The following is a 26,284-nucleotide window of genomic DNA, read 5'->3' on the forward strand; positions in this document are numbered from 1 at the left end:
CTCGGTGAGCGCGGCGAGCAGCCGGTCGACCTGGGCGGCGGTGCTGCCCAGGCCGATGCTGACGCGCAACGCAGGGCGGCGGCGAGAGCGCGGACCGCCCCGGCCGGGTCGGCGGGCACTGGCAGGCGCACCGAGCCGCGTGGCCAGGGCAGCAGGTTGGCGTGGTGCTCGCCCGCGAAGGTGACGACGGTCGTGCCGGCGGGCAGCGCCCGGGCCAGCAGGTTGAGGGCGTCGGTGGTGTTCCGAGTGAAGATCACGTGGTCGTCGGCGCGGGCGCCGAAGAAGTCGCCGACCGTCTGCCGGGCCCGTTCGTAGGCCAGGGTGCAGCGCCGCGACAGCGCTCCCGCGCCGCGGTGCACGCTGGCGTACCAGGGAAGCAGTTCGGTCACCGCGTCGGCCGCGGCCCGCGCGCACGGCGCGGTGGCCGCGTAGTCGAGGTTGATCTCGCCGGGTACGCCGAGCACGTCGAGCGGCGCCGACGGCTTGGGCGCGACGGTGGGCAGGGCGGGCAGCGAGGGTACGAGGGTGACGGACACGCCGGAACCTCCGGGGTCAGGGACCCCGGGTGTGCTGTCGGGACGGGGTCCGCGCTTGCCCAGCACGCCGATCGGGCTGGGCCTGGTCATCACCCGGGGCACCCCACCGCGAACTCGACGAGGGTTGCCGGCCAGCAAGCCGGGGCTTGACGCTGGCGCTCGTGACCTGCCGGCAGCGTAGCGGCTGTGGATGCGACCGGACCAGCCGGCGGCGGATGGCTACGCTGACCGCATGGCCGACACCCCGCCCGGTGCACCCCTGCCGTCGTCGCCGCTCCCGCCCGCGGTACCGCCCGCCGGCGCGGCGCCCCGGATGCCGCTGCGCCGACTGGGCTGGCGGCGGTTCCTGGTGCTGGCCGGGGTGGTGCTGTTCATCGCCGCGTGCGCGGTCTTCATGGTCATCCGCCTCGGTCAGTCGCTGGGCCTCGACGCGCTGCTCATCGGGGTGGTCGCCGCGATCCTGCCGGTGCCGGTGCTGGTCGCCTGCTTCCTCTGGCTCGACCGGTACGAACCGGAACCCCTGAAATACCTGATCTTCTGCTTCGCCTGGGGCGCGTTCGTCTCCACCGCCGCCTCGCTCACCGTGAACGAGTTCGCCGCCGGGCGGTTCGCCGCCTGGGGGCTGCCGGCGGCGCTGACCGGCGTGCTGGTGGCGCCGTTCATCGAGGAGCTGACCAAGGCGCTCGGTCCGATCCTGCTGCTGGTGTTCCGGCGTCGGGAGTGGTCCGGCATCACCGACGGCCTGGTCTACTGCGGGCTCTCCGCAGTCGGCTTCGCGATGGTGGAGAACATCCTCTACCTGGGTGGGTACGGCTACGCGGCCGGCGCCGACCGGTACGGCCCGGCGACCGGCGCCCAGCAGGTGATCGCCATCTTCATCGTGCGGATCCTCCTGTTCGGGTTCGCCCATCCCCTCTTCACCTCGATGACCGGTGTCGGGCTCGGAGTCGCCTCGCGCACGGCCGACCGGCGGGTCCGCGTGCTCGCCCCGATCGCCGGCCTGCTGCTGGCGATGATGCTGCACGGCACGTGGAACCTGCTGCCGACGTTGACCCAGGCCACCGGCGAGGCGGTGATCATGCTGTACGGCTTCCTGGGCCTGATGGTGCCGGTGTTCTTCGGCACGGTCGGCCTGGCCCTGTGGCTGCGCGCCTGGGAGGGGCGGCTCACCGAGCGGACTCTGCCCGACTACGTGCGCGCCGGCTGGTTGAGCCCGCCCGAGGTGGCCGCCCTGAGCAGCCTGGGCCGTCGGCACGCCGCCCGTAGCTGGGCCCGCCGCGTCGCCGGGGACGCCGGGGTGCGGGCGATGCGCGGATACCAGCTCGCCGCGACCCGGCTGGCCCTGCTGCGCGACGGAACGCTTCGTGGTCTGGACCGTAAGCCCGCTGACCGGGAGCGGACGGTTGCCGAGGAGCGGCAACTGCTGGAGGCGATCACGGCGTACCGGTCGTACTTCGTGGGTCGCGACCCACAGGCCCCGGTGGGTGTCTGGGACGGCAGTCGCTACCACCTGCGCTTCCCGGACGGCACGCAGCGGTCGGTGGACGCGCCCGACGAGCCGGTCGTGCCGGTCCCGGTGGTGCTCGCCCCGCCGCCGCCCCCGATGGGCTACGCACCGGCCGGCTGGCACGGTCCGCGCCCCCCGGCGCCGTGGCCGCCCGGTCACCCCTGACGGGCGCTGGCGGGGGTCAGGTCATCAGGGTGGTGAGGAAGTCACCGAGCCCCTGCGCCATCGCCATCATCGCGGCTCCGACCGCCTTGAACATCTGCGCGGCGCCGTCCGGCCGGAACGCCATGAAATAGATCAGGAACGCGACGCTGCCCCAGGCCAGCAGTTTCTTCACGAATACCGGCATCGTCCCTCCCCAGGGCCCACGGTCGCCGACTGGCTTCCCGCGCCACGGGCTGGCAAACGGCGCGGTGACGCCCGCCGGCCAGGGGAGGTGCGTCAGAGATAGAGACCGGTGGAGTCGTTGTCGACCCGCTCGGCGGCCACGGCGTGCACGTCGCGCTCTCGTAGCAGCACGTACCCGCGGCCGTGCAGCTCGACCTCGGAGCGGTCGTCCGGGTCGTAGAGCACCCGGTCGCCGGAGACGATGGCGCGGACGTTCGGCCCCACGCCGACCGCGGTGGCCCACGCGAGGCGCTTGCCGACCGCGGCGGTCGCCGGGATGACGATGCCCGCGGTGGAACGGCGCTCGCCCTCGCTGCCGTCCATGCGTACCAGCACGCGGTCGTGCAGCAGGCGGATCGGCAGGCCGGAGTCGAAATCCTGGTCGGCGGTCACGGGGCAGACGCTACCGTGTCCCGGGTGACCGGCCGCCGGTGGTTACGCCCCTGGCCGTCCGGGCACTGCGTGGCGGAACTGCCCTACGGTGTGGGAAACGCACGTATGCTGTCCGACCTGTCGCCGTGGGCGGACGATTCTTCTGCCAGGAGGTGCGCTTGAGCCGCTTCGAGCGGGTACGCGGGCGGCTGCGCCGCGCCTACCGGTCAGGACAGGAGTCGGTTGGCGCGGCTCAGGAGACGCCGAGCGACGCGCCGGAGACGGCCGGGGTGGCCTCGCCGGCCGTTCCCGGGCCCGCCGCCCCGCCGACGGCCACGGTCGTCGGCGCGGAGCCTCAGGTGGACCTGCACAGCTCGACCTCCAGCCGGGACGACGCCGACGTGCCGCACGGGCTGCGGATCGCCGCTGCCTGGTGCTGGCGGCTGATCGTGATCGGCGCGGTGGCGTGGGCGCTGCTCCGGATCATCGGCACGGTCCGGATCGTGATCATCCCGCTGGCCATCGCGTTGCTGCTCTCGGCGTTGCTCGCGCCGGCCGTGGGTTGGCTGCTGCGCGCGCGGTTGCCCCGTTCGCTGGCGACGGCCGTGGTGCTGGTCGGCGGTCTGGCGGGCGTCATCGGCACGCTGACCCTGGTGGTGAACGAGTTCATCCAGGGCGTACCGGAGTTGAGCGAGAAGTCCTCGCAGGGCGTCCGGCAGATCCAGAACTGGCTGAAGACCGGCCCGTTGCACCTGTCCGACACCCAGCTCGACCGCTACATCGAGGAGGCGCAGGGCTGGATCAACGACAACACCTCGAAGTTCACCAGCGGCGCGCTGAGCACCGCGGCGACGCTGGCGGAGGTGCTGACCGGCACGCTGCTGGTGCTGTTCGCGACGTTCTTCTTCCTGCGGGACGGCAACAAGATCTGGCGTTTCCTCGTCCGGCTGTTGCCGGTGGCCGCCCGGTGGAAGGTCGACGACGCCGGCCGCGCCGCCTGGCAGACCCTCGTCGCGTACGTCCGCGCGACCGTGCTGGTCGCCTTCATCGACGCGGTCGGCATCGGCATCTTCCTGGTCATCTTCGACGTTCCGTTCGCCTTCCCGCTGGCGGCGCTGGTGTTCCTCGGCGCGTTCATCCCGATCGTCGGTGCGGCGCTCTCCGGTGGGGTGGCGGTGCTGGTGGCGCTGGTCGACAGCGGGCCGGTCACCGCGCTGATCATCCTGGGCGCGGTGATCGGTGTGCAGCAGGTGGAGGGGCACGTGCTCCAGCCCCTCATCATGGGCCGGGCGGTGGCCATCCACCCGCTCGCGGTGATCATCGGGATCGCGGCCGGCGTGGTGCTCGCGGGCATCACCGGCGCGCTGGTCTCCGTGCCGCTGATCGCGGTGCTGAACACCGCCGTACGCCGACTGGCCGCCCGCACAGTCCCGGACACCCCACCCGACGCCGTGGTAGTGGCCTCACAAGCCCCCTGACCCCACCCCATTCGCTCCGCGATCTTGCACTTTTTGTCGTGGCATAAAGGGCGTACCACTCCATATCGACGACAGAAACTGCAAGATCGGCGCGGGGTGCGGCGCGGGGGTGCGGGGCGGGGGCGGGGGTCAGGTGGTGGCTAGGCGTTTCAGGGCGCCGCGGGCTACCTCGGGGCGGGTCGTGTACCAGAACGGGGGCAGCGAGCGGCGCAGGAACGGCCCGTAGCCGCGCGCCGTCTCCAGGCGCGAGTCGAGCACCGCGACCACTCCCTTGTCGCCGGTCGCCCGGATCAGCCGGCCCACGCCCTGCGCCAGCCGGACCGCCGCGATCGGCACGCTGACCGCGGCGAAACCGGAGCCGCCGCCCGCGTCCACGGCTGCGGCGCGGGCCGCCGCGAGGGGTTCGTCCGGCCGCGGGAAGGGCAGCCGGTCGATGACCACGAGCTGGCAGGCGTCGCCCGGCACGTCCACCCCCTGCCAGAGCGACATGACCCCGAACAGGCAGCTGGACCGCTCCTCGCGGAAACGGCGGACCAGCAGCGGCAGCGCCTCCTCGCCCTGCAACAACACCGGCAGGTCGGTCCGCGCGCGCAGCAGCTCCGCCGCCTGCTGCGCGGCCCGCCGGGAGGAGAAGAGCCCGAGAGTACGACCACCGAGCGCCTCGACGAGCCCGAGCAGCTCCTCCCCGGCCGCGTCAGGCAGCCCGGAGACGCTGGGCCGGGGCAGGTGCGCGGCGACGTACAGGATGCCCTGCCGGGCGTAGTCGAACGGCGAGCCCACGTCCAGCGAACGCCAGCCCGGCCCCTCCGTCGCTGGCACGACGGACCCCGGGTTGGTGTCGCCCGCGAGCCGACGGCCGGGCGCCTCGGCGACCGGGCGGCCCGGGGCGGTGCGGACGGCCTGCGCGGCAGCGGCCGGGGACGGCGGTGCGGGTGGCGGCGCGTCCAGGCCGAGGGCGCGGGCCACCGTGTCGAACCGGCCGCCGAGCGCCAGGGTGGCCGAGGTGGCCACGACGGTGCGTTCGTCGTACAGGTGGGTGCCGAGGGTGCCGGCCACCGACAGGGGTGCGACCACCAGGGCCCGTCGGCTGCCGCTGTCGTTCTTCTCCACCCACGCCACGTCGTGGTCGGCCTCTTCGAGGAGCCGCTGGGCGGTGGTGGAGAGGTCGTCCAGGGCGGCCTTGGCCTGCTGCTTGCGGACCGGGTCGGGATCATCTGACTTGATGTCGCCGATCGCGTCCAGGGCGGTGCGGGTGGCCGCGTCGAGCAGCGTGCACGCCTGGAGCAGCGGCGTCGGGAGGCCGGCGGTGAGTCGACCGGCCGGGGCCTCGGCCAGCCCGACGGCGAGCGCGTCACCGGCGGCGGTGAGCGCGTCGGCGGTCTCCGGCCGCAGCAGCGTACGGGCCCGCCGGGTGGTCCGGTCGATCAGCTCCGGCACCAGCTCGGCCTGGGCGGCCGAGGAGACCCGGTCGGCCAGCTCGTGTGCCTCGTCGACGATGAGCAGCTTGTGCGGCGGGACGATGTGCCGGTCGGCCAGCATGTCGACCGCCAGGAGGCTGTGGTTGGTCACCACGATGTCGGCCTCGCGGGCGCGGGCCCGGGACGCCTCGGCGAAGCACTCCGCGCCGAACGGGCAGCGGCTCGCGCCGACGCACTCCCGCGACGGCATGGAGACCAGCCGCCACGCCTGGTCGTCGACGCCCGGATCCAGCTCGTCGCGGTCGCCGGTGCCGGTCTTCTCGGCCCAGTCGCGCAGCCGCTCGATCTGCTTGCCCAGCCGGCCCGCCTCGCCGAGCCACTTCGTGCCGCCGCCGGGGCGGGCGGCCGGGGCGTCGAAGAGGGTGTCCTCCGGCTCGTCCTCGGTGGAGTTGTCCAGCCGGGCCAGGCAGAGGTAGTGGTGCCGGCCCTTGAGCACCGCGAACGTGGGCCGGCGGCCGAGCAGCGGCTCGACGGCGTCGGCCAGCCGGGGCAGGTCGTGGTCGACGAGCTGGGACTGCAACGCCAGGGTGGCCGTGGAGACCACCACCGGGCCGTCCACGGTGAGGGCCGGCGCGAGGTAGGCCAGCGACTTGCCGGTGCCGGTGCCCGCCTGCACGAGCAGGTGCTCGCCGCTGGTCACGCACTCCTCGATGGCGGTCGTCATCTGCTGCTGGCCGGGCCGCGCCGTGCCGCCGGGGACCGCGCCGACCGCCGCCGCGAGCAGCTCCGTGCCGCTGGGGCGGGCACCACGCCGGCGGCTCCCGCCGCGGACCGACGGGGTGGCGGAACCGGTGGCGGTGCGGGGCGGAGTCACCGTGCGACGGTACCCGCCGCCGCCGACACCGACCGCGCCCATCCGCCCGCGTGGCGCGGAGCACCCATCGACCCCGCTGGTCCACCCCGTCCGGTTACGGCCGTGCTACGACGCGTGGGCAGTATCGGTTAGGGTGCGAATCATGCCGAGCGACGTGGTCCGAGTGATCTACCGCAAGTACGACGGCAGCGCGCACCGTGACTACCCGGCCCGTCGCCTCGCCGAGGACGACCTCGGCATCTGGCTCGGCGTCCCCTTCGGCACCGAGTCGGTCTACCACGGCCGGCCGTCGGTGGAGAAGATCCCCTTCGTCCTGCTGGTGCCGCACCACGCCTGGTGGACGGGGATGTTCAACCCGCCGCCACGGACCAGCGAGGTCTACTGCGACATCGCCACCCCGGCCCGCTGGGAGTCCAACGACACCGTCCACCTGATCGACCTCGACCTGGACGTGGTCCGGCGACGGGCCACCGGCCTGGTGGAACTGCTCGACGAGGACGAGTTCGCCGAGCACCGGGCCCGTTTCGGCTACCCGCAGGACGTGGTGGTCGAGGCCGAGGCGGCGGCCCAATGGCTGTACGGCGCCCTCGGCGACGGCACCGAACCGTTCGCCACGTCGTACCGCAAGTGGCTGGCGCTGGTGGTCTGAGCCGGCGCGGGCTCACCAGCGCGGCGGCCACCGGTCGTCGTCGCCCAGCGGCGGCAGGCCGGCCAGTTTCTCCGGGTTGAGCTGGTTGAAGATGCCGGTGATCCGGCCGCCGTCGACCGAGAACGCGGTGACCAGCCGGATCGGCCGCCCGTCGCTGTGCGCCGTCTCCACCTGCAGGCCGAGGACGCCGTCGACCAGCACCGGGCGGGCCCGCAGCCGTCGCGCGTACCGCCCGGTCTGGCCGAACAGGCCGAGCGTGAAGCGGCCCACCGTGTCCGCGCCGACCACCGGCCGGCGGGCCGTCGGGAAGTGCCCGCCCGAGTCGCCGATCAGGACCACGTCCGGCGCGAGCACCCGCAGCAGCGGATCCAGCTCGCCGGACTCGGTGGCGGCCACGAACGCCGCGAGGACGCGCCGCTGCTCGGCCGGGTCGGCGGTGTGCCGGGGCGCGTCCGGCGCGGCGACGGCCCTGCGGGCCCGGGAGGCGAGCTGCCGGGCGGCCACCTCGCTGGTGCCGAGGGCGTCCGCCACCCGGGCGAACGGCACCGCGAACACGTCGTGCAGCACGAGCGCGAGCCGCTGCTCGGGCGCGAGCCGTTCCAGCAGCACCCGCAGCGCCGTGCCGACCTGGTCGGTGCGGACGGCGCGTTCGGCGGGGTCGGGGGCGTACCCGCCGGTGGGCGGCCCGCCGTCCAGCGGGCTCACGACCGGTTCCGGGAGCCACTGCCCGGGGTACGCCTCGCGGCGGACCCGCGCCGAGCGCAGCACGTCCAGGCAGAGCCGGGCGCAGGTGGTGGTCAACCACGCGGAGAGATCGCGGATCTCGGCGCGGGCGGCCGGGTCGGCGAGCGCCCCGGCGTAGCGCAGCCAGGTCTCCTGCACCGCGTCCTCGGCCTCGCTGCGGCTGCCCAGCATCCGATGGGCCACCGCGAGCAGCCGGCCCCGCTCGGCCTCGAACTCCGTCGCCAGGTCCTGCACGACCCACCACCCTTCCCCGAGCGCCACGTGCCTGGCGTACATCCTCCAACCAACCGGACGCGCCGGCGGCCCCGGACGTGACGGCGGGCCGGTCGCGCATCGAGCGGCCTCGACGCATTCGGCGGCGTCGACGGCCGGCGTCGGCGGGCCTCGACGCGCGGATGGCCGGCGGGTGGGCGATGATCCGAGGATGAGCGAACCCCGGCAAGGGCAGAGCGGGCGGGTCGTGGCGCCGGACGGCGGGTCGGTGCGGGACCTGTTGCGGGTGACCGCCCCGGTGGATCTCGCCGCCATCGATCCCCGGTCCACGCCCGGCCTGCCGCCGACGGAGGTGATCGGCGAGCACCGCAAGACCTGGGCCCGTGCGCAGGTGGAGCTGGTCGGCGAGGAGCTGGGCCGGCAGCAGGAGATGCTGTTCGCGATGGCCAAGGCCGGCTCGGCGCACCGGGTGCTGCTGGTGCTCCAGGCGATGGACTGCGGTGGCAAGGACGGCACGATCAAGCGGGTGGCCGGCGCGATGAACCCCCTGGGTCTGCACATCCGCTCGTTCGGTCCGCCGACCCCGCAGGAGCTGCGGCACGACTTCCTGTGGCGGATCCGCCGCGCGCTGCCGCCGCCCGGGTACGTGGGGATGTTCAACCGCTCACACTACGAGGACGTGTTGATCGCCCGGGTCGGGTCGTTGGTGCCGGAGGCGATCTGGCGGGCCCGCTACGACCAGATCAACTCCTTCGAGCGGGAACTGGTCGACGACGGGGTGACCGTCGTGAAGGTGATGCTGCACATCTCGTACGCCGAGCAGGGCGAGCGGCTGCTGGAACGGCTCACCGATCCGCACAAGCACTGGAAGTACAACCCGTCGGACGTCGACTCCCGCGCGCAGTGGGAGGACTACCAGGCCGCGTACGCCGAGGCGCTGAGCCGGTGCGGCACGGACGCCGCGCCGTGGTTCGTGGTGCCGGCGGACCGCAAGTGGTATCGGGACTGGGCGGTCGCCCACCTGCTGCGGGAGACGTTCGACACGCTCGATCTGGGGTATCCGCCTGCCGATTTCGACGTGGCACGTGAGCGCGAGCGGTTGGCCGCTGGGGGTGCGGGGACGGTTGGGACGCCCGAGATGAACAGTAGGTGAACGAGCGGTGAATGTGGCCTGGCCAGGGGTGGGCCGGCGAAGTTGCGGTTCTGGCGTTTTCTAGCATTCACCGAGCGGACGCCGACGGACGCCGCCACCCTTCCACCGACGCGACGAGGTCTGTGCTGTGAAGTTTTCCTTCCGCCCCACCGAGGGCGCCTTCTACGAGCTCTTCACCAGGGCCGCGCAGAACCTGGTCCGGGGCACCACGCTGTTGAACGAGCTGGCCCTGCCGGGTGTCGACGTGCAGTCGGTCAGCGAGCGGCTGACCGAGGTCGAGCACGACAGCGACCAGATCACGCACGATCTCTACAAGAAGATCAACTCGACCTTCATCACGCCGTTCGACCGGGAGGACATCTACCGGCTCGGCTCGCTGCTCGACGACGTGATGGACCACCTGGAGGCGGTCGGCGACCTGCTGTACCTGTACGGGCTGACCGAGTTGCCGGCGCTGCCGCGGGAGCTGCACGAGATGGTCAACGTGCTCGACCAGCAGGCCAAGCTGACGGCCGACGCGATGCCCCGGCTGCAGTCGATGAAGAATCTCGAGGACTACTGGATCGAGTGCAACCGGCTGGAGAACGAGGGCGACCGGATCAACCGGCAGCTGCTCGTCCGCCTCTTCTCGGGTGAGTACGACGCGTTGACGGTGCTGAAGATGAAGGAGGTCGCCGACGAGCTGGAGGCCGCCTGCGACGCCTTCGAGCACGTGGCCAACACGGTCGAGACCATCGCGGTCAAGGAGTCCTGAGCCGGTGACTCCCGAACTCATCGCCGTCCTGGCGGTGATCGCGGTGGCCCTGGCGTTCGACTACACCAACGGCTTCCACGACGCTGCCAACGCGATCGCGACAAGCGTCTCCACCCGGGCGCTGACACCCCGGATCGCCCTCGGCCTCGCCGCGGTCGGCAACTTCGTCGGCGCCCACTTCGGCGCCGGGGTCGCCAAGACCGTCGGCGACGGCCTGGTCACTCTCCCCACCGGGGTGAGCAGCCTCGGGGTGGTCTTCGCCGGGGTGCTCGGCGCCATCGCCTGGAACCTGATCACCTGGTACTTCGGCCTGCCGTCGTCGTCCTCGCACGCGCTCTTCGGCGGCCTGGTCGGCGCGACCCTGTTGTCCGCCGGCGGCCTCGTGCAGTGGGGCAACATCGGTGTGAAGGTCATCCTGCCGATGGTGCTGTCGCCGATCGTCGGCCTCACCCTCGGCTACCTGCTGATGCTGGCCATCCTCTGGCTGTTCCGTAAGGGTCAGCCGGGCAAGCTCAACCGGGGCTTCCGTTGGGCGCAGACCGCCTCCGCGGCCGCCATGTCGGTCGGCCACGGCATGCAGGACGCCGCCAAGACGATGGGCATCGTGGTGCTGGCGCTCTACACCGGCGGTTTCCAGGAGAGCAAGACGCACATCCCGGGCTGGGTGTTCTGGACGTCGGCCACCATGCTGGCGCTCGGCACGTACGCCGGTGGTTGGCGGATCATCCGCACCCTCGGCCGCAAGATCATCGACCTCGGGCCGCCGGAGGGCTTCGCCGCCGAGACGGTGGCCAGCGCGGTGCTCTACTTCAACGCCCTGGTGCTGAAGGCGCCGATTTCCACCACCCACACGATCACCTCGGCGATCATGGGTGTGGGCGCGACCAAGCGCCTCTCCGCGGTCCGCTGGAACGTCGCCGGCAACATCGTGATCGCCTGGATCATCACGTTCCCGGCGGCGGCGCTGATCGCCTGCGTCACCTACCTGGTGATCCGGCCGCTCTTCGGCTGACCGGACCAGGCACACGAACGGCCCCGGTCACACGACCGGGGCCGTTCGTGTCACTCGTAGCGGACGCCGATCTGCTCGCGGACCGTGTCCAGCAGGGTCATCACCTCAAGCGTCGTGGTGTGCGGCACCAGCGGACTCTCGGTCAGCCCGGCGGCCAGGCACCGCTGCACCTCGATCGCCTCGTACTGGTAGCCGTTGCCGACCTCCTCGGCGGAGATCGTCTCGGGTTCGAAGCCGTCCCGGTGCAGGGTCAGCGAAGCCGGCCGGAAGAACGGCTCCGGCAGGTCGATGCGGCCCGTGCTGCCGGTGATCGAGGCGGCCAACGAGCTCGCCCCGACCATGCCGCAGCTCAGCGTGGCCACCGCCCCGCTGTCGTAGCCGAACACGATGCCGGTGTTCTCGTCGGTCCCCTCCGGGCCCAGGTGCGCCCAGGAGCGGATGTGCTGCGGCACGCCCAGCAGCAGGTGCGCGAGGCTGATCGGGTAGATCCCCAGGTCGAGCAGCGCGCCCCCACCCAGCGCCGGGTTGCGCATCCGGTGCTCCGGCGGGAACGGCCCGGCCACCCCGAAGTCGGCCCGGACATTGCGTACCGTGCCGATGGCGCCCTCGGCGATCAGCTGGACCGCGCGAAGGATGAGCGGGTTCGTCCTCATCCACATGGCCTCCATCAGGAAGACCCCTGCGGCGCGTGCGGTCTCCACCAGCTCGGTGCTGGTGGCCAGTTCGAGGGTGAACGGCTTCTCCAGCAGCACCGCCCGGCCGGCGGTCAGGCAGGTCAGCGCCGCCTCGTGGTGCGCGGCGTGCGGAGTCGCCACGTAGATCACGTCGACCTCCGGATCGGCGGCCAGCTCCACCCAGGAGCCGTACGCGCGCTTCGCGCCGTACGTGTCGGCGAACCGCTGCGCGCTGTCGGCGGAGCGGGAGCCGACCGCGACCAGTTCGGCGTCCGGCACCAGCCGGAGGTCTTCGGCGAAACGGCTGGCGATGTGGCCGGTGGCCAGGATGCCCCAACGAGTCATGCCGGAACGCTAGCCGAGCCGGGTGAACCGTCGGCTGCCCGGACGCCGCCCAGCTCATCCGTCGGGACCTCGGTGTGTTCCGGGTCGCCGTACCGTGCCGCACCGCGCTGGCCGGCCACCCCTTACCCACTCCCTTTGCTCTGCTTCAACCCGCGCAACGGTGAACGGATGTTTCTGTTGCGCGGGTTGAAGCAGAGCAAAGGAGGCGCGTGGGTGGTCGGGTGGTCGGCGGTCGAGCGGAGCCCACCGGCGCACGCCAGCCGGTGGCGGCGGGTCGGGGAACTAGGCTCGCGGCATGACGATCGACAGTGACGGCTTCGCCGCGCCCGCCGCCCTGGTCGAGCACGCCCGCCGGTTCCGGGCCGAGGGCGGCACCCCGGCGACACCGCGCGTCGCCGCCACCGTTTTGCTTCTGCGGCCGACCGACACCGACTTCGAGGTGTACGTCATCCGCCGCGTCGCCGCGATGACCTTCGGCGGGATGTACGCCTTCCCCGGCGGCGGGGTGGACCGCTCCGACTCGGCGGCGCACCTCGACTGGGCCGGCCCGGCGCCGACCGAGTGGGCCCATCGGCTCGGGGTGGCCCCGGACGACGCCCAGGCGGTGGTCTGCGCCGCCGCCCGGGAGGTCTTCGAGGAGGCCGGCGTGCTGCTCGCCGGGCCCGATCCGGCGACGGTGGTGGGTGACGTCAGCGACGACGACTGGGAGACGGCCCGGCAGGACCTGGAGGGGCGTCGGCTGGGCTTCGCGGCGCTGCTCGCCGACCGTCAGCTCACGCTGCGGTCGGATCTGCTGCTGCCGTGGAGCCGCTGGGTCACCCCCGAGTTCGAGCCGCGCCGCTTCGACACGTACTTCTTCGTCGCTCTGCTGCCGGCGGGGCAGCGGACCCGCGACGTCTCCGGCGAGGCCGACCACACCCTCTGGATCCGCCCGGCGGACGCGCTGGCCCGCGCCGAGGCGGGCGAGCTGACCATGCTGCCGCCGACCCTGGTCACGCTGGCCGAGGTGGCGGCGGCCGGCGACCTGGCCGGGGTGGCGCGGGTGGCGGCCGACCGGGACGCCGCCACCCCCATCACTCCGCGCCTGGACCTCCCGGCCGACGGCGAGCCCCGCTTCGTGCTCGGCTGACCCAGCCGGCGGTCCGCCGTATCCCTGGGGTACGGCGGCCCGGCGGCCCGTCAGTAGTGCCCGACGTAGCGGTAGTTGGCGTTGAGGCTGCCCGGGGCGGCGTGCGCCGGTGCCAGCGCGTCGAACGGCGCCACCGTGAGGAAGCGGACGAACTGCTGGTCCGGCTCCTCGTTGGGCGCGTAGGTGAGGACGTCGATGTCGCCCGGAGCGACGTCGCGCTCGACCCAGTCCATCAGCGGCTGGAGGAACTCCGGGATGCCGACCTCCGACGGGTGCTCGGTCGGCTCCGGCCCGAACAGGCAGTGGTAGCCGGCCGGCACCAGGTACAGCCGCGTGAACGCCTCGCTGCCGCCGCGACGCTGCACCGCCGCGTAGTAGTCGACCGTCGAGAACGGAGGGACGGACGGGTCCGCCCAGCCGTGGTAGAGGATCAGCTTGCCGCCCTGGTCACGGAACGCGGACAGGTCCGCGTCGGTGGCGTTGTAGATGGCGTCCCCCAGCACGTTCAGCCGGTCGAACGTGGCCCGGGTGAACCGCACGTCGTTCAGCTGGAAGTCGGCCGGTGGGTTCTGCGGGTACGCGAGGTACTTCAGGTAGTTGAGCGCGATCCTTGCGGTGTTGCCGTCCACCGGGACGCCGGAGCGCACCACGAACCCGTCGATCCAGCCCAGCTCCGATCCGTACGGCAGGCCGCCGGGGTAGAGGCCGTTCGGCCCCCGGTAGAACGCCACAACGGCCGCCACCTGGGCGGGCGTGAGGCAGTCGGGCCGGTCCGTGCCGCGCGGGCAGCGCAGCGACGACGGCTGGAACCCGCACCGCCGGGGGTCCTCGATGACCGAGCCGCACTGTCGAACAACCGCCTCGTGCAGCGCGGGAATCTTCTCCGGGCCGAGGATCTGCCGGCCCGACGCGTCAGTGTTGCGCAGCACCACCCAGGCGTTGAGCAGCGCCAGCGGCGCCAGGTTGTGTACCGGTGCGCCGGCCAGGATGCCATCGAAGTCGGACGGGAACCGCTGCGCCAGCATCAGCCCCTGCCGGCCGCCGGTCGAGCAGCCGTCGAAGTACCGGTACGTCGGCCCGTGCCCGTAGTACGCGACCATCACCGCGTCCGCCACCCGCCGCAGCCGGTGCTCGGACAGCAGCCCGAACTCCAGTCGCGCCCGAGGGTCGGCGCCCCAGGTCGCCGGCTCGCTGGCCTGCGGGTCGCCGGTGTGCCCCGTGTCGTCGGAGGCCAGCACCAGCCTGCCGTCTCGCGCGGCCGCGCACTGAAACCCGAAGAGCGGCAGGGTCAGGTCGGGCACCGTGCCGCACAGCCCGCTACAGCCCTGCTGCACGTACTGCCCCGTCCATCCGGAGACGGGGAGCTTGACGGTGAACCGTGTCTGCGGCCGGATCACCCCCTGCACCATGCAGAATTCCTGGCCTTCGGCGTTGGTGTCGCGCTTTGCCGACATCACCGACACCTGCGGGATCCGCGCCCCGGCCAACCCCGCGCACCGGTCGGCGGGCGGGTCGGTGGCGGATCCCGGCGTGACGATCAGGGGTACGGCGGTCAGCAGTGCCAGAACAGTTCGGATCATGCTTCCCTCCTCTTTGGAGGGAGATTAGGCAGTTCGGCGGGCCGGCCGGATCGGTCCCGGGACGGGACTCGCGGTCATCCCCGGGGCGGAGCGGTGCCCGGCCGGACCAGGCCGCACTCGTAGGCGAGCACGGCCGCCTGCACCCGGTCGCGCAGACCGAGCTTGAGCAGAATCGCCGACAGGTGGGTCTTCACGGTGGCCCGGCTGAGGACCAGGCGCTCCGCGATCTCGTCGTTGGAGAGCGCCCGCGCCACCAGCGTGAGCACCTCGATCTCGCGGGCGCTGAGCGCGTCGAGCGCCGGTGGGGGAGTGCCGCCGGGCAGCTCGCTGGCGAACCGGTCGAGCAGCCGCCGGGTGACGGTCGGCGCGAGCAGCGCCTCACCGCGCGCCACCACCCGTACCGCCGTGGCCAGTTCGTCGGGGCGGATGTCCTTGAGCAGGAAGCCGCTGGCACCGGCCCGCAGCGCCGAGAACACCGGCTCGTCCAGGTCGAACGTGGTCAGCATGATGATCCTCGCCGCCTGGCCGGCGGCGACCAGCCGGCGGGTCGCCTCGATGCCGTCCAGCCGGGGCATCCGTACGTCCATCAGGATCACGTCCGGTCGCAGGCGCCCGGCCAGCTCGACGGCCTCCAGGCCGTCGCCCGCCTCGCCGACCACCTCGAGGTCCTCGCGGCTCTCGATGATCATCGCGAACCCGGCCCGCACCAGAGCCTGGTCGTCGGCGATCAACACCCGGATGGCCGCCGCCGTCATGACGAGGTGAGCGGCAGGTCCGCCCGTACCCGAAAGCCGCCCCCCGGCACCGGCCCGGCGTCCAGCGTCCCGCCCAGCAGCCGGGCCCGTTCCTGCATCCCCACGATCCCCCGGTGCGCGGAACGGTCGACCCGGCCGCTCGGACGGGCCGGGCCGTCGTCGCGGATCTCCAGCCGCACCGACCCGGGCGAGCACCGCACCGTCACCCGGGCCAGGGTGGCCTGGCTGTGCCGCAGCGTGTTGGTCAGCGACTCCTGCACGATCCGGTACGACGAGAGGTCCACCGCCGCCGGCAACGGTGACCTGGCCGGTTCCCGGTCCAGCTCGACGGTGAGGCCGGTGGCCCCCAGCGACGCGGCCAACGTGTCCAGTTGCGCCAGACCGGGCTGCGGGGTGGCCGGGTCGGGCTCGGCGTCGGCGTTCATCGTCTGCAACAGCACCCGCAGTTCGGACAGGGTGGAACGGGCCGCCAGGTCGATCGAGGTGAGCGCCGCGCGGGCCAGGTCGGGTCGACGGTCGAAGACGTCCTGCGCGGCGCCGGCCTGCACGACGATCACCGACACCGTGTGGACCAGCACGTCGTGCAGTTCGCGGGCGATCCGTTCGCGTTCCTGGGTGACGATGCGCCGCTCGGAGTCCTGCCGGCGCAGCGCGCGGGTCCGGCCCAGCTCACCGAGGGCCCAGCCGAGCGCCGGGCCGGCGCTCGCGAGCAGCACGTTGCGCCAGTCGCCGTACGCCAGCTTCCAGGGCGTGCCGGCCAGCAGCAGGCCGAGCACCCACAGCGACCGCGACGGTGGCCTCCGCCGCGCGTACCCGGCCAGCACCGCGGCGACCTGACCGAGCCAGCCGATGGCCGGAGTGAGCGCCTCGATGCCGATCCCGGCGAGGACGGCCACCGCCATCGCGGCCTCCGGGTGGCGGCGCAGCGCCGCGATGGTGCTGGCCTGCACCGCCGCCAACGCGAGGGCGGCAGCGTACCCGAGCACGTGGTGTGGACCGTTCGGCGTGACCAGGATCAGCGCAGCGAGCACGACGAACAGGCCGACGGCGACTCGCAGGTCGGGCCGGCATCCGCGCAGGAGCCTGCCGGGCGAACGCACCCGGTGATCGTAGGCAGCTCACGGATCGGCGGTCATCGGCCGCGGGAATGACGAAGCGGCCCGTCCGGAGACGGACCGCCTGCGTCGCGCAAGGGAAGAGGGAGGCTCAGCCGAAGCGGCCGGTGATGTAGTCCTCGGTCTTCTTGACGCTCGGGTTGCTGAAGATCTTCTGGGTGTTGTCGTACTCGATGAGACGGCCCGGGTCGCCGGTCTTCTCGATGGAGAAGAAGGCGGTCCGGTCCGACACACGGGCGGCCTGCTGCATGTTGTGCGTCACGATGATGATCGTGAACTTGTCCTTGAGCTGGAACATCAGGTCCTCGATGGCCAGCGTGGAGATCGGGTCCAGGGCCGAGCAGGGCTCGTCCATCAACACGACCTGCGGCTCGACCGCGATCGTCCGGGCGATGCAGAGCCGCTGCTGCTGACCGCCGGAGAGGCCCGCGCCGGGCTTGCCCAGCCGGTCCTTGACCTCGTCCCACAGGTTCGCCGAGCGCAGCGCCTTCTCGGCCGCCTCGTCCAGGATCGACTTGCGCCGGACGCCGTTGAGCTTCAGCCCGGCCACCACGTTCTCGAAGATGCTCATGGTGGGGAACGGGTTCGGCCGCTGGAAGACCATGCCGATGGTGCGCCGAACCGCGGTGACGTCCACGTCCCGGTGGTAGATGTCCTGGTCGTCGATGGTCAGGCTGCCCTCGACCCGGGCACCCGGCAGCACCTCGTGCATCCGGTTGATCGACCGCAGGAAGGTCGACTTGCCGCAGCCGGACGGCCCGATGAGAGCGGTGACCGTCTTCGGCTCGACCGTCAGGTTGATGTTCTCGATCGCCTTGAACCCGCCGTAGTAGGCGGTGACGTTCGAGGCGGAGACGCGCTTGGCCATGGTGGTACCTCCGGGGTTCATCGGCTGAGCCTGTTGCGACGGGCCAGCAGTTTCGCCGCGATCGTCAGGATGAGCACGAGGGCGACCAGGGTGAGTGCAGCGGTCCACGCCCGCTCCGGCGCGTACTTCGACGCGCTACCGGCTTGCTGGTAGACGTAGAGCGAGAGCGACGACTGGTTGTTCTCGAACGGGTTGAAGTTGATCGCGGCGCCACCGCCGGCGATCAGCAACACCGGAGCGGTCTCGCCCGCCGCGCGAGCGATGGAGAGCATGACGCCGGTGACGATGCCCGGGAGCGCGGTGGGGAGCACCACCCGCAGGATGGTCTTCCACTTGGGCACGCCGAGCGCGTACGCGCCCTCCCGCAGCGGCGCCGGGACGAGGCGCAACATCTCCTCGGTGGAGCGGACGATGGTCGGCAGCATCAGCACGGCGAGGGCCAGCGCGGCGGCGAAGCCGGAGAAGCTCGGCCGGCCGTCGTTGAACCACGGCGACACGATCAGCACCCAGAACGCCAGCACGAACAGGCCGCTGACGATCGACGGGATACCGGTCATCACGTCGACGAAGAACCGGATCGCGAAGGCGAACTTGCCCCGGCCGTACTCGACGATGTAGATGGCGCAGAGCAGGCCGAGCGGCACGGTGATCAGGACGGCGATGCCGACCTGCTCCAGAGTGCCGATGATGGCGTGGTAGGCGCCGCCGTTCGGGTCCCGGGCGCCGATGTTGTTCATGGAGGTGAGGAAGAAGTCGGCGTCCAGCCGCTGGGCACCCTTGCTGAGCAGCGTCCAGACCACCGAGACGAGCGGCACCACGGCCAGCACGAACGCGGAGTGGATCAGCGCGCTCCAGGTGCGGTTGCGGGCCGCTCGTCGCCCCTCGACGGCGTTGGCCGCCGCGAAGAGGCCGGCCAGGTAGAGCACCGCGCCCAGCACGATGACGAGGACGGGGCCGCCGATGCTCGCGCCGTAGACGATCGCGGCGGCGAGTGCCAGCGCGGCCACGGCGATGGCCGGGGCGGCGTACGCGGGCAGCCGCCGGGCCCGCAGCGTTTCCGGCTGGGCCGGCGGCCGGGTGCGGTGTGAGGTGACCGTGGTGCTCATGCGGCGGACTCCGTGAACTCCCGGCGGCGGTAGATGATCGCCCGCGCGATGATGTTGACGACCAGCGTGATCGCGAAGAGCACCAGACCGGATGCGATCAGGGCGCCGCGACCGGTGTCGTTCGCCTCGGCGAAGCGGTTGGCGATATTGGCGGCGATGGTGTTGCCGCCGGACTCCAGCACGTTGAACGAGATGCTGTAGGTGGCCCCGAGGGTCAGCGCCAGCGCGATGGTCTCGCCGAGTGCCCGACCGAGTCCGAGCATCACCGCGGCGATGATGCCGGGCCGCCCGTACGGCAGGACCGCGGTGCGCAGCATTTCCCACCGGGTGGCGCCGAGCGCCAGAGCGGCTTCCTCGTTCGCGGTGGGCGTCTGGAGGAACACCTCGCGGGTGAGCGAGGTGATGATCGGCAGCACCATGATCGCCAGCACGAGCGAACCGAGCAGGATGGAGTTGCCGTACGGGCCGTCGCCGCCGAAGATCGGGATCCAGCCGAAGTACTTGTTCAGCCAGCCGGACAGGTCGGTGACCGGGCCGATGAGGTAGTCGCGCCCCCAGAGGCCGAACACCACACTGGGTACGGCGGCCAGCAGGTCGATCAGGAAGCCGAGTGCGTTGCCGAGCCGCCGGGGCGCGTAGTGGGACAGGTAGAGCGCGATGCCCATCGCCACCGGTACTGCCATGAGCAGTGCCAGCGCCGCCGTGAGCACCGTACCGAAGGCGAGCGCGCCGATGCCGAACGTGGGCGGGTTGTCGTTCGGGAACCAGCCCTCGAAGGTCCAGAAGCTGGCGGTGTTGGCACGCAGGGCCGGAATCGCCTTGGCGATCAGGAAGACCGCGATGGCGACGATGATGACCAGAACCGTCGTGCCGGCGGCCAGGGTGAGGCCGTGGAAGGCCCGCTCGGCGCCGAAAGCGCGGGCCCGGGGCAGCGCGCCACCGCCGCCCAGCCCGGGACCGTCAGGGGAACGGGTGCTGACTGGTGCCTCGGCCACGCGCGCCGAGGCACCGGCGGGCCGCTCGTGACTCTGGGTCACGCGCGTCCCGCCGGTGCCGGCGTCGGCCGAGCGGTGAGGGGTTTCACCCATCTGCTCGCTCGATTCGGTTGCGGAGGTGTGGGGTCGGGTCAGGAGAGGTTCTTGACCGCGGTCTCGACCTTGGTGCGGACCGTCTCCGGCAGCGGGGCGTAGCCCAGCTCGGTGAGAGAGGCCTGGCCCTCGGCGCTGGCGGCGTGGCCCAGCAGGCCCTTGACCAGCTTCAGCTTGTCGGCCGCGAGGCCCTTGCTGCAGACGATCTCGTACGTCGCCAGGACGATCGGGTACGCCCCGGCCTCCTTGGTGTTGTAGTCGATCGACATCTTGAGGTCGTCGCCCTGGCCCTCGATCTTGGCCCCGGCGATGGTCTTACCGGCCGACTCGGCAGTCAGCGCGGCGAACTCGCCCGCGCCGTTGCCGACCTTGGCCATCTTCAAGCTGGCGTTCTCGGCGTACGACCACTCGACGTAGCCGATGGTGCCGTCGGTGCTCTTGATCTTGCTGGCAACGCCGTCCGACTTGGCGGCGCCCACGCCACCCGGGGCCTTCCAGGCCTTCGCGTTGCCCAGGGTCCAGTCCGCCTCGGCGGTCTTGGAGAGGAACTTGGTGAAGTTGTCGGTGGTGCCCGACTCGTCGGAGCGGTGCACGGCCTGGATGGCGGTCGACGGCAGCTTGGCGTCCGGGTTGTCAGCCTTGATAGCCGGGTCGTCCCACTTGGTCACCTTGCCGGCGAAGATCTTCGCCAGGGTGGCCGGCTTGACCTGGAGGTTGTCCACGCCGTTGAGGTTGTAGGCGATCGCCACCGGGCCGATGACCATCGGCAGGTTGATGGCGGCGCCACCGGTGCACTTGGCGTCGGCCTTCGGCTGCTCCTCCGGCTTGAGCGCGGAGTCGGAGCCGGCGAAGTCGGCGGTGCCGTTGATGAACGCCGTGATGCCGGCGCCGGAGCCGGACGGCTCGTAGTTGATCGTGGTGCCCTGGCACTTCTGCTGGTACGCCTTGATCCACTCGTCCATGGCGTTCTTCTGAGCCGAGGAGCCCTGAGCGTTGACCGTGCCGGTACCGCAGTCGACCGCGGCGGCGGAGCCCGAGGCGCTGGCGCCGGACGTGGGCTCGTTGTTGTCCGAGCCGCATGCACTGAGGCCGAGCGTCGCGGCAAGAGCGAGGCAGGCAATAGTGCCGTACCGCTGGAGCTTCACCTGAGGGGTTTCCCTTCGCGTCTGACTTGGTGCCCCGATGCCGGGGCCCGAGGACCGGCAGTGACCGGCTGACACGAAAGTTAGAAGTGCCAGGTAGCCGGTTCGCCGGTCGCAAGTGAACGCAAGGTGAACACGTGCGGCCTTCGAGGTGACCGCTTGCTGAGGGTGAGTTGTCCGTTAAGTGAACCGGCGCACACCTGTCGGAAGTATGGGCATATTTCCGGTTCAGCGTTATCCCGCCGATGCGCGGCCGTTACCCGCCGGTGACTCGCTCGGGGCGACGGCCGACGGTCAGCCCAGGTGGTAGTTGATGTGCGCGGACCAGCGGGCGAAGCCCAACCGCTCGTAGAGCGCGATTGCCCCGGTGTTCGAGTCGTCCACGAAGAGCATCACCCGGTCCAGACCGCGCTTGTCCCGCAGGTACGCGAGCCCCGCGGTGGTCAACGCCCGACCGAGCCCGCCACCGTGCGCGGTCGGCTCCACGCCGAGCACGTACACCTCGCCGATGCGGGCCGACCCGGGCCGCTCGTGCACCTTCGTCCAGTGGAAGCCGAGCAGCCGGCCCGTCGAGGTCTCCTCGGCGAGCAGGAAGCCGGCCGGGTCGAACCACGGCTCGGCGAGGCGGACCCGCAGGTCGTCCGAGGTCCACCGCCCCTGCTCGGGATGCTCGGCGAAGGCCCGCGCGTTCAGGGCCAGCCAGGCCGCGTCGTCGGCCCCCGGGCGGAACGCACGCAGCGCCACCCCGTCGGGCAGGCGCGGCTCGCCCAGCGGGGCGGCCAACGGCCGGCGTAGCTGCCAGAGCACGCGCGCCCGGCTGAACCCGAGGTCCACGGCGAGCGCCGCCGCCGACGGGTGGTCGCCGTGCGCCCAGGCCCGCAGCGGCCCGGTGGCCGAGGCGAGCACGCCCCGGGCCAGCGCCCGACCGGTGCCCCGCCGCCGGTACGCGGGGTGCACCACCAGCTCCACCCCGATCCCGCCCACCGGGTCGGTGGTGTCCAGGTGGGCGTAGCCGGTGAGGGTGCCGTCGTCCGCGCGGGCCAGCAGGTGCACGGCCGGCGCCTCCGGATCGCGCAGGCGGAGCAGGACGTGCTCGTCGAGCGGGTTTGCGCCGTCGGTGTCGCCCGCCGTACGCGCCAGGGCCAGCACACCGGCGATCTCCGTCGGGGCCAGTCGGTCGGTCCGGGTCACCTGGTCGCTGGTCGGCTCCGCGCTGCTCATTGGGTCACCGTAGCCGCTGCGTCTCGTGCGTCCCGGACTCTCGCCCGAGTAAGGGGAAGTGGCTCACGTCGGGTCGGTGGGCAGTGCCTCCAACTCGTAGCGCGAGCTGAGTCCGGGCAGGATCCGGCGCAGCGCGTCGACAGTGCCCTGCCGGTCGCCGCCGGCATCGTGCATGAGGACCACGGCACCGGGTTCCGCCTGCGCGAGCACGGTCGCGGCGATCTTGCTGGCGCCGGGCACCTGCCAGTCCGACGGGTCCACCGACCAGTGCAGCGGGGTCATGCCGAGCTGCTGGGACACCGACACCACCGGGTACGTCCAGGCTCCGCCGGGTTGGCGGTACCAGACGATCGGGGCGTCCGGGACCGCCGCTCGGATCGCCTCGTTGGTGCGTACCAGGTCGGCGCGGATCTGGTCGGCGGGCTTGTTGCCGAGGGAGATGTCGTGGTGCCAGGAGTGGTTGCACAGGGTGTGGCCGTCGGCAACGATCGCCTGGATGAGGTCGGGATGATCCTGGGCGTTCTCGCCCACCACGCAGAACGTGGCCTTGACGTCGTACTCGCGCAGGATCGCGAGGACCTGCGGGGTGTAGCGCGGGTCCGGCCCGTCGTCGAAGGTCAGCGCGAGTCGGGCGTTGCCGGTGTCGGTGTGGGCGCCGAACAGCTTGTCGCCGCTGGCCTTCTGCCCCGAGCCGTCCTGGCCGGCCTCGGTCGGGCCGGCGCTCTGGCCCGCGGTCGGGATGCCGGTCGGGGTGCCGGTCGGGGTGCCGGTCGAGGTGCCGGTCGAGGTGCCGGTCGGGGTGCCGGTCGAGGTCTTTTCGGGAGGCTGGTCGGCGTAGTGCGCCCCGTCGCCGTCGGTGGTGACACCGGTGGCGTGTCGCTGGGTCTGGTCGGGGACGAGACTGCGGCCCAGCACGTACGCCGAGCCGAGCAGCGCGGCCACCACCGCCGTCACGATCACTGCCGCCCGCGCGGTCGAGCTGACCCGCGTCACGGCTTCCGCCCGGCTGGCCGGACGCGCCGGCCCCTCGCCCCCGTGCTACCTGCCCGCACCGTCGCCCCCTTTTCCGACAAACCCGGCAGTCAGAATATGACTGGCGAGCCGCGCAAAAGGGGCATATAGGAAATCGCCCCGAGGTGGGGCTAGACAGGCAGCGGCGCGTGCTCCGCCTCGGGCAGGGAACGCGACGGCGGGACGACGAACTTGTAACCCACCTGGCGGACCGTGCCGATCATCGACTCGTACTCCGAGCCGAGCTTGGCGCGCAGCCGCCGGACGTGCACGTCCACCGTCCGGGTGCCGCCGAAGTAGTCGTAGCCCCAGACCTCGCGCAACAGCTGGTCGCGGGTGAACACGCGGCCCGGGTGCTGGGCGAGGAACTTCAGCAGCTCGAACTCCTTGTAGGTGAGGTCGAGCGGGCGACCCTTCAGCTTGGCGGCGTACGTGTCGGGGTCGATGGTCAGCTCGCCGGCCCGGATCGAGCCGCCGGCGCCGGCGGTCGCGTTGCTCAGGCGGCCGACCGCGAGCCGCAGTCGGGCCTCGACCTCGGCGGGACCGGCCGACGCGAGGATGACGTCGTCGACGCCCCAGTCCGCGTTCAGCGCGATCAGGCCGGCCTCGGTCACCACCGCGACCAGCGGCACCCCGAGCCCGGTGGCGTGCAGCATCCGACAGGTCGCCCGGGCCTCGCTCAGCTCCGACCGGGCGTCCACCAGCACCGCGTCGGGGCTGGGCCCGGCAACCAGGGTGCGGACGTCGCGCGGCGCGGTGCGAACCGAGTGTGGCAGCAGGTCGAGCGCCGGCAGCACAGCCGACGGTTCCCCCGCGCGTGCGGTCACCAGCAGCAGGATCTCCACGATCACCTCCGTCCCGGCGGCGCAACGCCGCACGCGACCAGACACACTCGTGGCAGAGTGCGCTGAGAAATAGCGTGGTCCCGGCGTCGCTGACGGGCGGGTAACGCGTTGAGCGTAACCGATTGCCTCGGTCGCGCCTTGAGGTCATTTCCCGTTTGTCTAGCTTGCCCTGATCGTGGCGCAGGTTTTAACGTTGCGGAAACCCGTGACCGCCGCGCCGGGCAGCCGATCTGGCACGATCGGGGCGTGTTTCCCTCCACCTCGCCCGACGCCGGCCGCGAATCGTGGTCCGACGGTCCCCGCCCGGGTCCGGCCGCTCCGACCCGCGGCCATCCGCCCGCGCCGCGCACCGGGCCGCCCGTCGCCGCCGGCGAACGCCGTGAACGGGGTGGACCGCGCCGGGCCCGCCGTGCCGGGGAACCGGCCCGTCGTTCCGAGGACGAGGTCGACGAGCCGGAGGAGGAGCCCGTTGCTCCGGTCGAGGTGCACCGCCCGCTGGCCCTGACCATCGCCGGCTTCGCCGCGCTGCTCGGGGTGGGTCTGGTGCTCGGCGCGCAGACGTCCGGGCCGGGTCACCGCCTGCCGTTCGCCTTCATCGTCTTCGGCGTCCAACTGCTGTTCGTGCTCGCCTGGACGATGGCCATGCGCCCACCCGCGCTGCTGCTGGTCGGCGGGATCAGCGCCGCGGTCGCCGCGGCCGCTGACATCGCCGCCGTCCAGAGCGACGTCGCCGGTCTGGCGCCGCTGGGCTACCTGGCCGTCGGCGGCTTCCTCGCCGCCGTGCTCGGCCAGCTGGTCCGCCGCGTCGACCGGGTCCGGGTCACCGACTCACTCGGCGCCACCCTGCTCATCGTGGTCGGGGTCGTGGCCTTCGGCACCCTGATCGTGCTCAGCCGCATCCCGGCCGGCACCCAGGCGATCACGGTCTGCCTGACCGCGAGCGGGGTCGCGCTGACCGTCGCCCGGCTCACCGACGCGGTGCTGCCGTGGCCCCGGCTGGCCCCGCAGGTGCCTCGGGGCGCGGCCGGCGTCGTCGCCGGCGCGATGGTGGGCACGCTGGGCAGCGCGCTCCTCGGCAGCTATCTGGTGGCCCCCTTCACGCCGACCCGGGCCGCGATGATCGGCCTGGTCGCGGCCGTCACCGCCGTCCTCTCCGATCTCGCCGTGGGGTACGCGGAGGCGGGTCGCCTGATGGCTGGCGAACCGCCCACCATGTGGGTCGCCCGGCACATGCAGGGTCCGCTCGGCGGATTCGCCCTGGCCGCACCTGCCGCGTACGCCATGTGCATGCTGTTCCTCTGAGCCCACGGTTGAGGCCGGTGTCGGTCGGGTACCTACGGGTGCGCCGCGCTGCGGCAACGGTTCGGACGTCCCGCCGCTTCGCGGCGGGCGGAGACAGGAGGCGGCGTGGCCCAGGAGTATCCGACTGGCGAAGCTCGGCCCCGACGGCGCGGTCGCAAGCTGCTCATCGGCCTGGTCGTCCTGCTCCTGGTGGTGGGGGGTCTGCTGGTGGTCGCCGACCGCGTGGCGGTCGGCGTGGCCGAGCGGCTCATCGCCGAGCGGGTCAGCCAGGAGGTCAGCAAGCAGGGGGCGCAGTCGGCCAAGCCCGACGTCGAGGTCGGTGGGACGCCGTTCCTCACCCAGGTGCTGAAGGGGCGGTACGAGCGGATCTCCATCACTCTGCGGGACGTGCAGGCGTCGGTCGAGGGTGACGCCGTACGGCTGCCGGTGCTGGACGTGGACGCACGCAACGTGCGGGCCTCGCTCGACACGCTGCGGACCGGGCAGGGTGACGTCGTCGCCGACACGGTCGACGGCACCGGCACGATCAGCTACGAGAGCCTCGCCGCGCTGCTGAACCGACCCGGGCTCACGCTCGGCGAGCAGGGTGGCAAGCTCGCCGTCACCGCCCCGGTCGACATCCTCGGCCAGAAGTTCACCGTCGCTGGCACCGCCGACGTCACCGTCGCCGAGAACGGCAAGGTAGCCCTGCGCTTCAGCAAACTGGACGCCGCGGGCCTGCCGAACCTGCCGCTGGCCCGCACGATCCTGAACAGGTACGCCGAGGGCATCTCCATCGACGTGCCGCTGCCCGACCTGCCGTTCCAGCTCGCGGTGCGGGAGGTCCGGCCGTTGCCCGAAGGGCTGGCGGTCACCGCCGACGCGAAGAACGTACCGATCAACTCCGTCGGCTGAGCGGCGCGTCAATCGTCCGGGCCGCTGGGACACTTCATCGGCCCCGCAGCCCGGACGATCCCGGATGGTGGTCGGTCCAGTGGCAGCCTGGTCACTGCCTGGTAGGCTCCGT

Annotated in this window: 24 protein-coding genes, 1 pseudogene and 1 riboswitch; of the genes and pseudogenes, 9 read left to right on the plus strand and 16 right to left on the minus strand. The window is 72.2% G+C overall.

The window, feature by feature from the left end; translation table 11 throughout:
- Positions 1-71 precede the first annotated feature (71 nt).
- Positions 72-503: pseudogene (locus tag OG505_RS29445) on the minus strand (aminotransferase class V-fold PLP-dependent enzyme); the annotation flags it as partial.
- 79 nt (positions 504-582) lie between these two features.
- A riboswitch (SAM riboswitch) is annotated at positions 583-703 on the minus strand.
- Positions 704-726: 23 nt separating this feature from the next.
- Here OG505_RS29445 and OG505_RS29450 point away from each other — a divergent pair.
- Positions 727-2,208, plus strand: a complete 1,482-nt coding sequence (locus tag OG505_RS29450; protein ID WP_405429281.1) for a PrsW family intramembrane metalloprotease — start codon at positions 727-729, stop codon at positions 2,206-2,208.
- 16 nt (positions 2,209-2,224) lie between these two features.
- On the opposite strand, the gene OG505_RS29455 is transcribed toward OG505_RS29450, so the two are convergent.
- Entirely contained in the window at positions 2,225-2,392 is a 168-nt protein-coding gene (locus OG505_RS29455; protein WP_405429282.1) for a hypothetical protein, read from the minus strand.
- A gap of 92 nt (positions 2,393-2,484) precedes the next feature.
- Complete coding sequence (locus tag OG505_RS29460; RefSeq protein ID WP_405429283.1) at positions 2,485-2,823, minus strand: GroES family chaperonin; 339 nt, start codon at positions 2,821-2,823, stop codon at positions 2,485-2,487.
- Between the two features lie 158 nt (positions 2,824-2,981).
- On the opposite strand from OG505_RS29460, the gene OG505_RS29465 reads away from it, so the two are divergent.
- Positions 2,982-4,280 (plus strand): AI-2E family transporter, encoded by a 1,299-nt coding sequence (locus OG505_RS29465; protein WP_405429284.1) that lies wholly within the window; start codon positions 2,982-2,984, stop codon positions 4,278-4,280.
- Positions 4,281-4,409: 129 nt separating this feature from the next.
- On the opposite strand, the gene OG505_RS29470 is transcribed toward OG505_RS29465, so the two are convergent.
- On the minus strand, positions 4,410-6,614 hold the full coding sequence (locus OG505_RS29470; protein ID WP_405429285.1) for an ATP-dependent DNA helicase: 2,205 nt from the start codon (positions 6,612-6,614) through the stop codon (positions 4,410-4,412).
- Positions 6,615-6,714: 100 nt separating this feature from the next.
- Here OG505_RS29470 and OG505_RS29475 point away from each other — a divergent pair, with 100 nt between their 5' ends.
- Positions 6,715-7,221 (plus strand): DUF402 domain-containing protein, encoded by a 507-nt coding sequence (locus tag OG505_RS29475; RefSeq protein ID WP_405429286.1) that lies wholly within the window; start codon positions 6,715-6,717, stop codon positions 7,219-7,221.
- Positions 7,222-7,233: 12 nt separating this feature from the next.
- On the opposite strand, the gene sigJ is transcribed toward OG505_RS29475, so the two are convergent.
- A complete protein-coding gene (gene sigJ, locus OG505_RS29480) occupies positions 7,234-8,199 on the minus strand; it encodes an RNA polymerase sigma factor SigJ (RefSeq protein WP_405429287.1) in 966 nt (321 codons plus the stop codon).
- A gap of 190 nt (positions 8,200-8,389) precedes the next feature.
- Between sigJ and OG505_RS29485 the strand changes: the two genes are divergently transcribed.
- The 3 genes from OG505_RS29485 to OG505_RS29495 all read left to right on the plus strand — a co-directional run bounded on the left by OG505_RS29485 (position 8,390) and on the right by OG505_RS29495 (position 11,097).
- Positions 8,390-9,331, plus strand: a complete 942-nt coding sequence (locus OG505_RS29485) for a PPK2 family polyphosphate kinase (protein ID WP_405429288.1) — start codon at positions 8,390-8,392, stop codon at positions 9,329-9,331.
- A gap of 127 nt (positions 9,332-9,458) precedes the next feature.
- Positions 9,459-10,085, plus strand: coding sequence for a DUF47 domain-containing protein (locus OG505_RS29490; protein WP_405429289.1), 627 nt, complete (start codon positions 9,459-9,461; stop codon positions 10,083-10,085).
- Positions 10,086-10,089: 4 nt separating this feature from the next.
- Positions 10,090-11,097, plus strand: coding sequence for an anion permease (locus tag OG505_RS29495; RefSeq protein ID WP_405429290.1), 1,008 nt, complete (start codon positions 10,090-10,092; stop codon positions 11,095-11,097).
- Positions 11,098-11,147: 50 nt separating this feature from the next.
- On the opposite strand, the gene OG505_RS29500 is transcribed toward OG505_RS29495, so the two are convergent.
- Complete coding sequence (locus tag OG505_RS29500; RefSeq protein ID WP_405429291.1) at positions 11,148-12,116, minus strand: Gfo/Idh/MocA family protein; 969 nt, start codon at positions 12,114-12,116, stop codon at positions 11,148-11,150.
- Positions 12,117-12,411: 295 nt separating this feature from the next.
- On the opposite strand from OG505_RS29500, the gene OG505_RS29505 reads away from it, so the two are divergent.
- Complete coding sequence (locus OG505_RS29505; protein WP_405429292.1) at positions 12,412-13,245, plus strand: NUDIX hydrolase; 834 nt, start codon at positions 12,412-12,414, stop codon at positions 13,243-13,245.
- Positions 13,246-13,295: 50 nt separating this feature from the next.
- On the opposite strand, the gene OG505_RS29510 is transcribed toward OG505_RS29505, so the two are convergent.
- The 10 genes from OG505_RS29510 to OG505_RS29555 form a co-directional block, all read right to left on the minus strand.
- Positions 13,296-14,825 (minus strand): tannase/feruloyl esterase family alpha/beta hydrolase, encoded by a 1,530-nt coding sequence (locus OG505_RS29510; RefSeq protein WP_405429293.1) that lies wholly within the window; start codon positions 14,823-14,825, stop codon positions 13,296-13,298.
- Between the two features lie 74 nt (positions 14,826-14,899).
- Positions 14,900-15,580: a response regulator transcription factor gene (locus OG505_RS29515; protein ID WP_357494802.1), complete on the minus strand. Its 681-nt coding sequence runs from the start codon at positions 15,578-15,580 to the stop codon at positions 14,900-14,902.
- Positions 15,577-16,680 carry a sensor histidine kinase gene (locus OG505_RS29520; RefSeq protein ID WP_405429294.1) on the minus strand — a complete coding sequence of 368 codons (1,104 nt, stop codon included), beginning with the start codon at positions 16,678-16,680 and terminating at the stop codon, positions 15,577-15,579. The genes OG505_RS29515 and OG505_RS29520 overlap by 4 nt, the downstream gene beginning before the upstream one ends.
- Positions 16,681-16,786: 106 nt before the next feature.
- Positions 16,787-17,563, minus strand: coding sequence for a phosphate ABC transporter ATP-binding protein PstB (gene pstB / locus OG505_RS29525; RefSeq protein ID WP_234588357.1), 777 nt, complete (start codon positions 17,561-17,563; stop codon positions 16,787-16,789).
- A gap of 17 nt (positions 17,564-17,580) precedes the next feature.
- On the minus strand, positions 17,581-18,669 hold the full coding sequence (pstA, locus tag OG505_RS29530) for a phosphate ABC transporter permease PstA (RefSeq protein ID WP_405429295.1): 1,089 nt from the start codon (positions 18,667-18,669) through the stop codon (positions 17,581-17,583).
- Entirely contained in the window at positions 18,666-19,757 is a 1,092-nt protein-coding gene (gene pstC / locus OG505_RS29535) for a phosphate ABC transporter permease subunit PstC (protein WP_405429296.1), read from the minus strand. Before pstC ends, pstA begins: the two co-directional genes overlap by 4 nt.
- A gap of 38 nt (positions 19,758-19,795) precedes the next feature.
- Positions 19,796-20,902, minus strand: a complete 1,107-nt coding sequence (gene pstS, locus OG505_RS29540) for a phosphate ABC transporter substrate-binding protein PstS (protein WP_405429297.1) — start codon at positions 20,900-20,902, stop codon at positions 19,796-19,798.
- Positions 20,903-21,193: 291 nt separating this feature from the next.
- Entirely contained in the window at positions 21,194-22,120 is a 927-nt protein-coding gene (mshD, locus tag OG505_RS29545; RefSeq protein ID WP_405429298.1) for a mycothiol synthase, read from the minus strand.
- A gap of 63 nt (positions 22,121-22,183) precedes the next feature.
- A complete protein-coding gene (locus tag OG505_RS29550; protein WP_405429299.1) occupies positions 22,184-23,113 on the minus strand; it encodes a polysaccharide deacetylase family protein in 930 nt (309 codons plus the stop codon).
- Between the two features lie 149 nt (positions 23,114-23,262).
- Positions 23,263-23,982, minus strand: coding sequence for a response regulator transcription factor (locus OG505_RS29555; RefSeq protein ID WP_179781168.1), 720 nt, complete (start codon positions 23,980-23,982; stop codon positions 23,263-23,265).
- 240 nt (positions 23,983-24,222) lie between these two features.
- Here OG505_RS29555 and OG505_RS29560 point away from each other — a divergent pair, with 240 nt between their 5' ends.
- Together OG505_RS29560 and OG505_RS29565 are read left to right on the plus strand one after the other, a co-directional pair.
- The gene (locus OG505_RS29560) at positions 24,223-25,278 is read left to right on the plus strand and encodes a hypothetical protein (RefSeq protein ID WP_405429300.1); all 1,056 of its coding nucleotides are present in this window, start codon (positions 24,223-24,225) and stop codon (positions 25,276-25,278) included.
- 105 nt (positions 25,279-25,383) lie between these two features.
- Positions 25,384-26,172, plus strand: coding sequence for a DUF2993 domain-containing protein (locus OG505_RS29565; RefSeq protein WP_405429301.1), 789 nt, complete (start codon positions 25,384-25,386; stop codon positions 26,170-26,172).
- Positions 26,173-26,284 lie beyond the last annotated feature (112 nt).

The organism is Micromonospora sp. NBC_00617, from assembly GCF_045161355.1.
Classification (GTDB): Bacteria; Actinomycetota; Actinomycetes; order Mycobacteriales; family Micromonosporaceae; genus Micromonospora.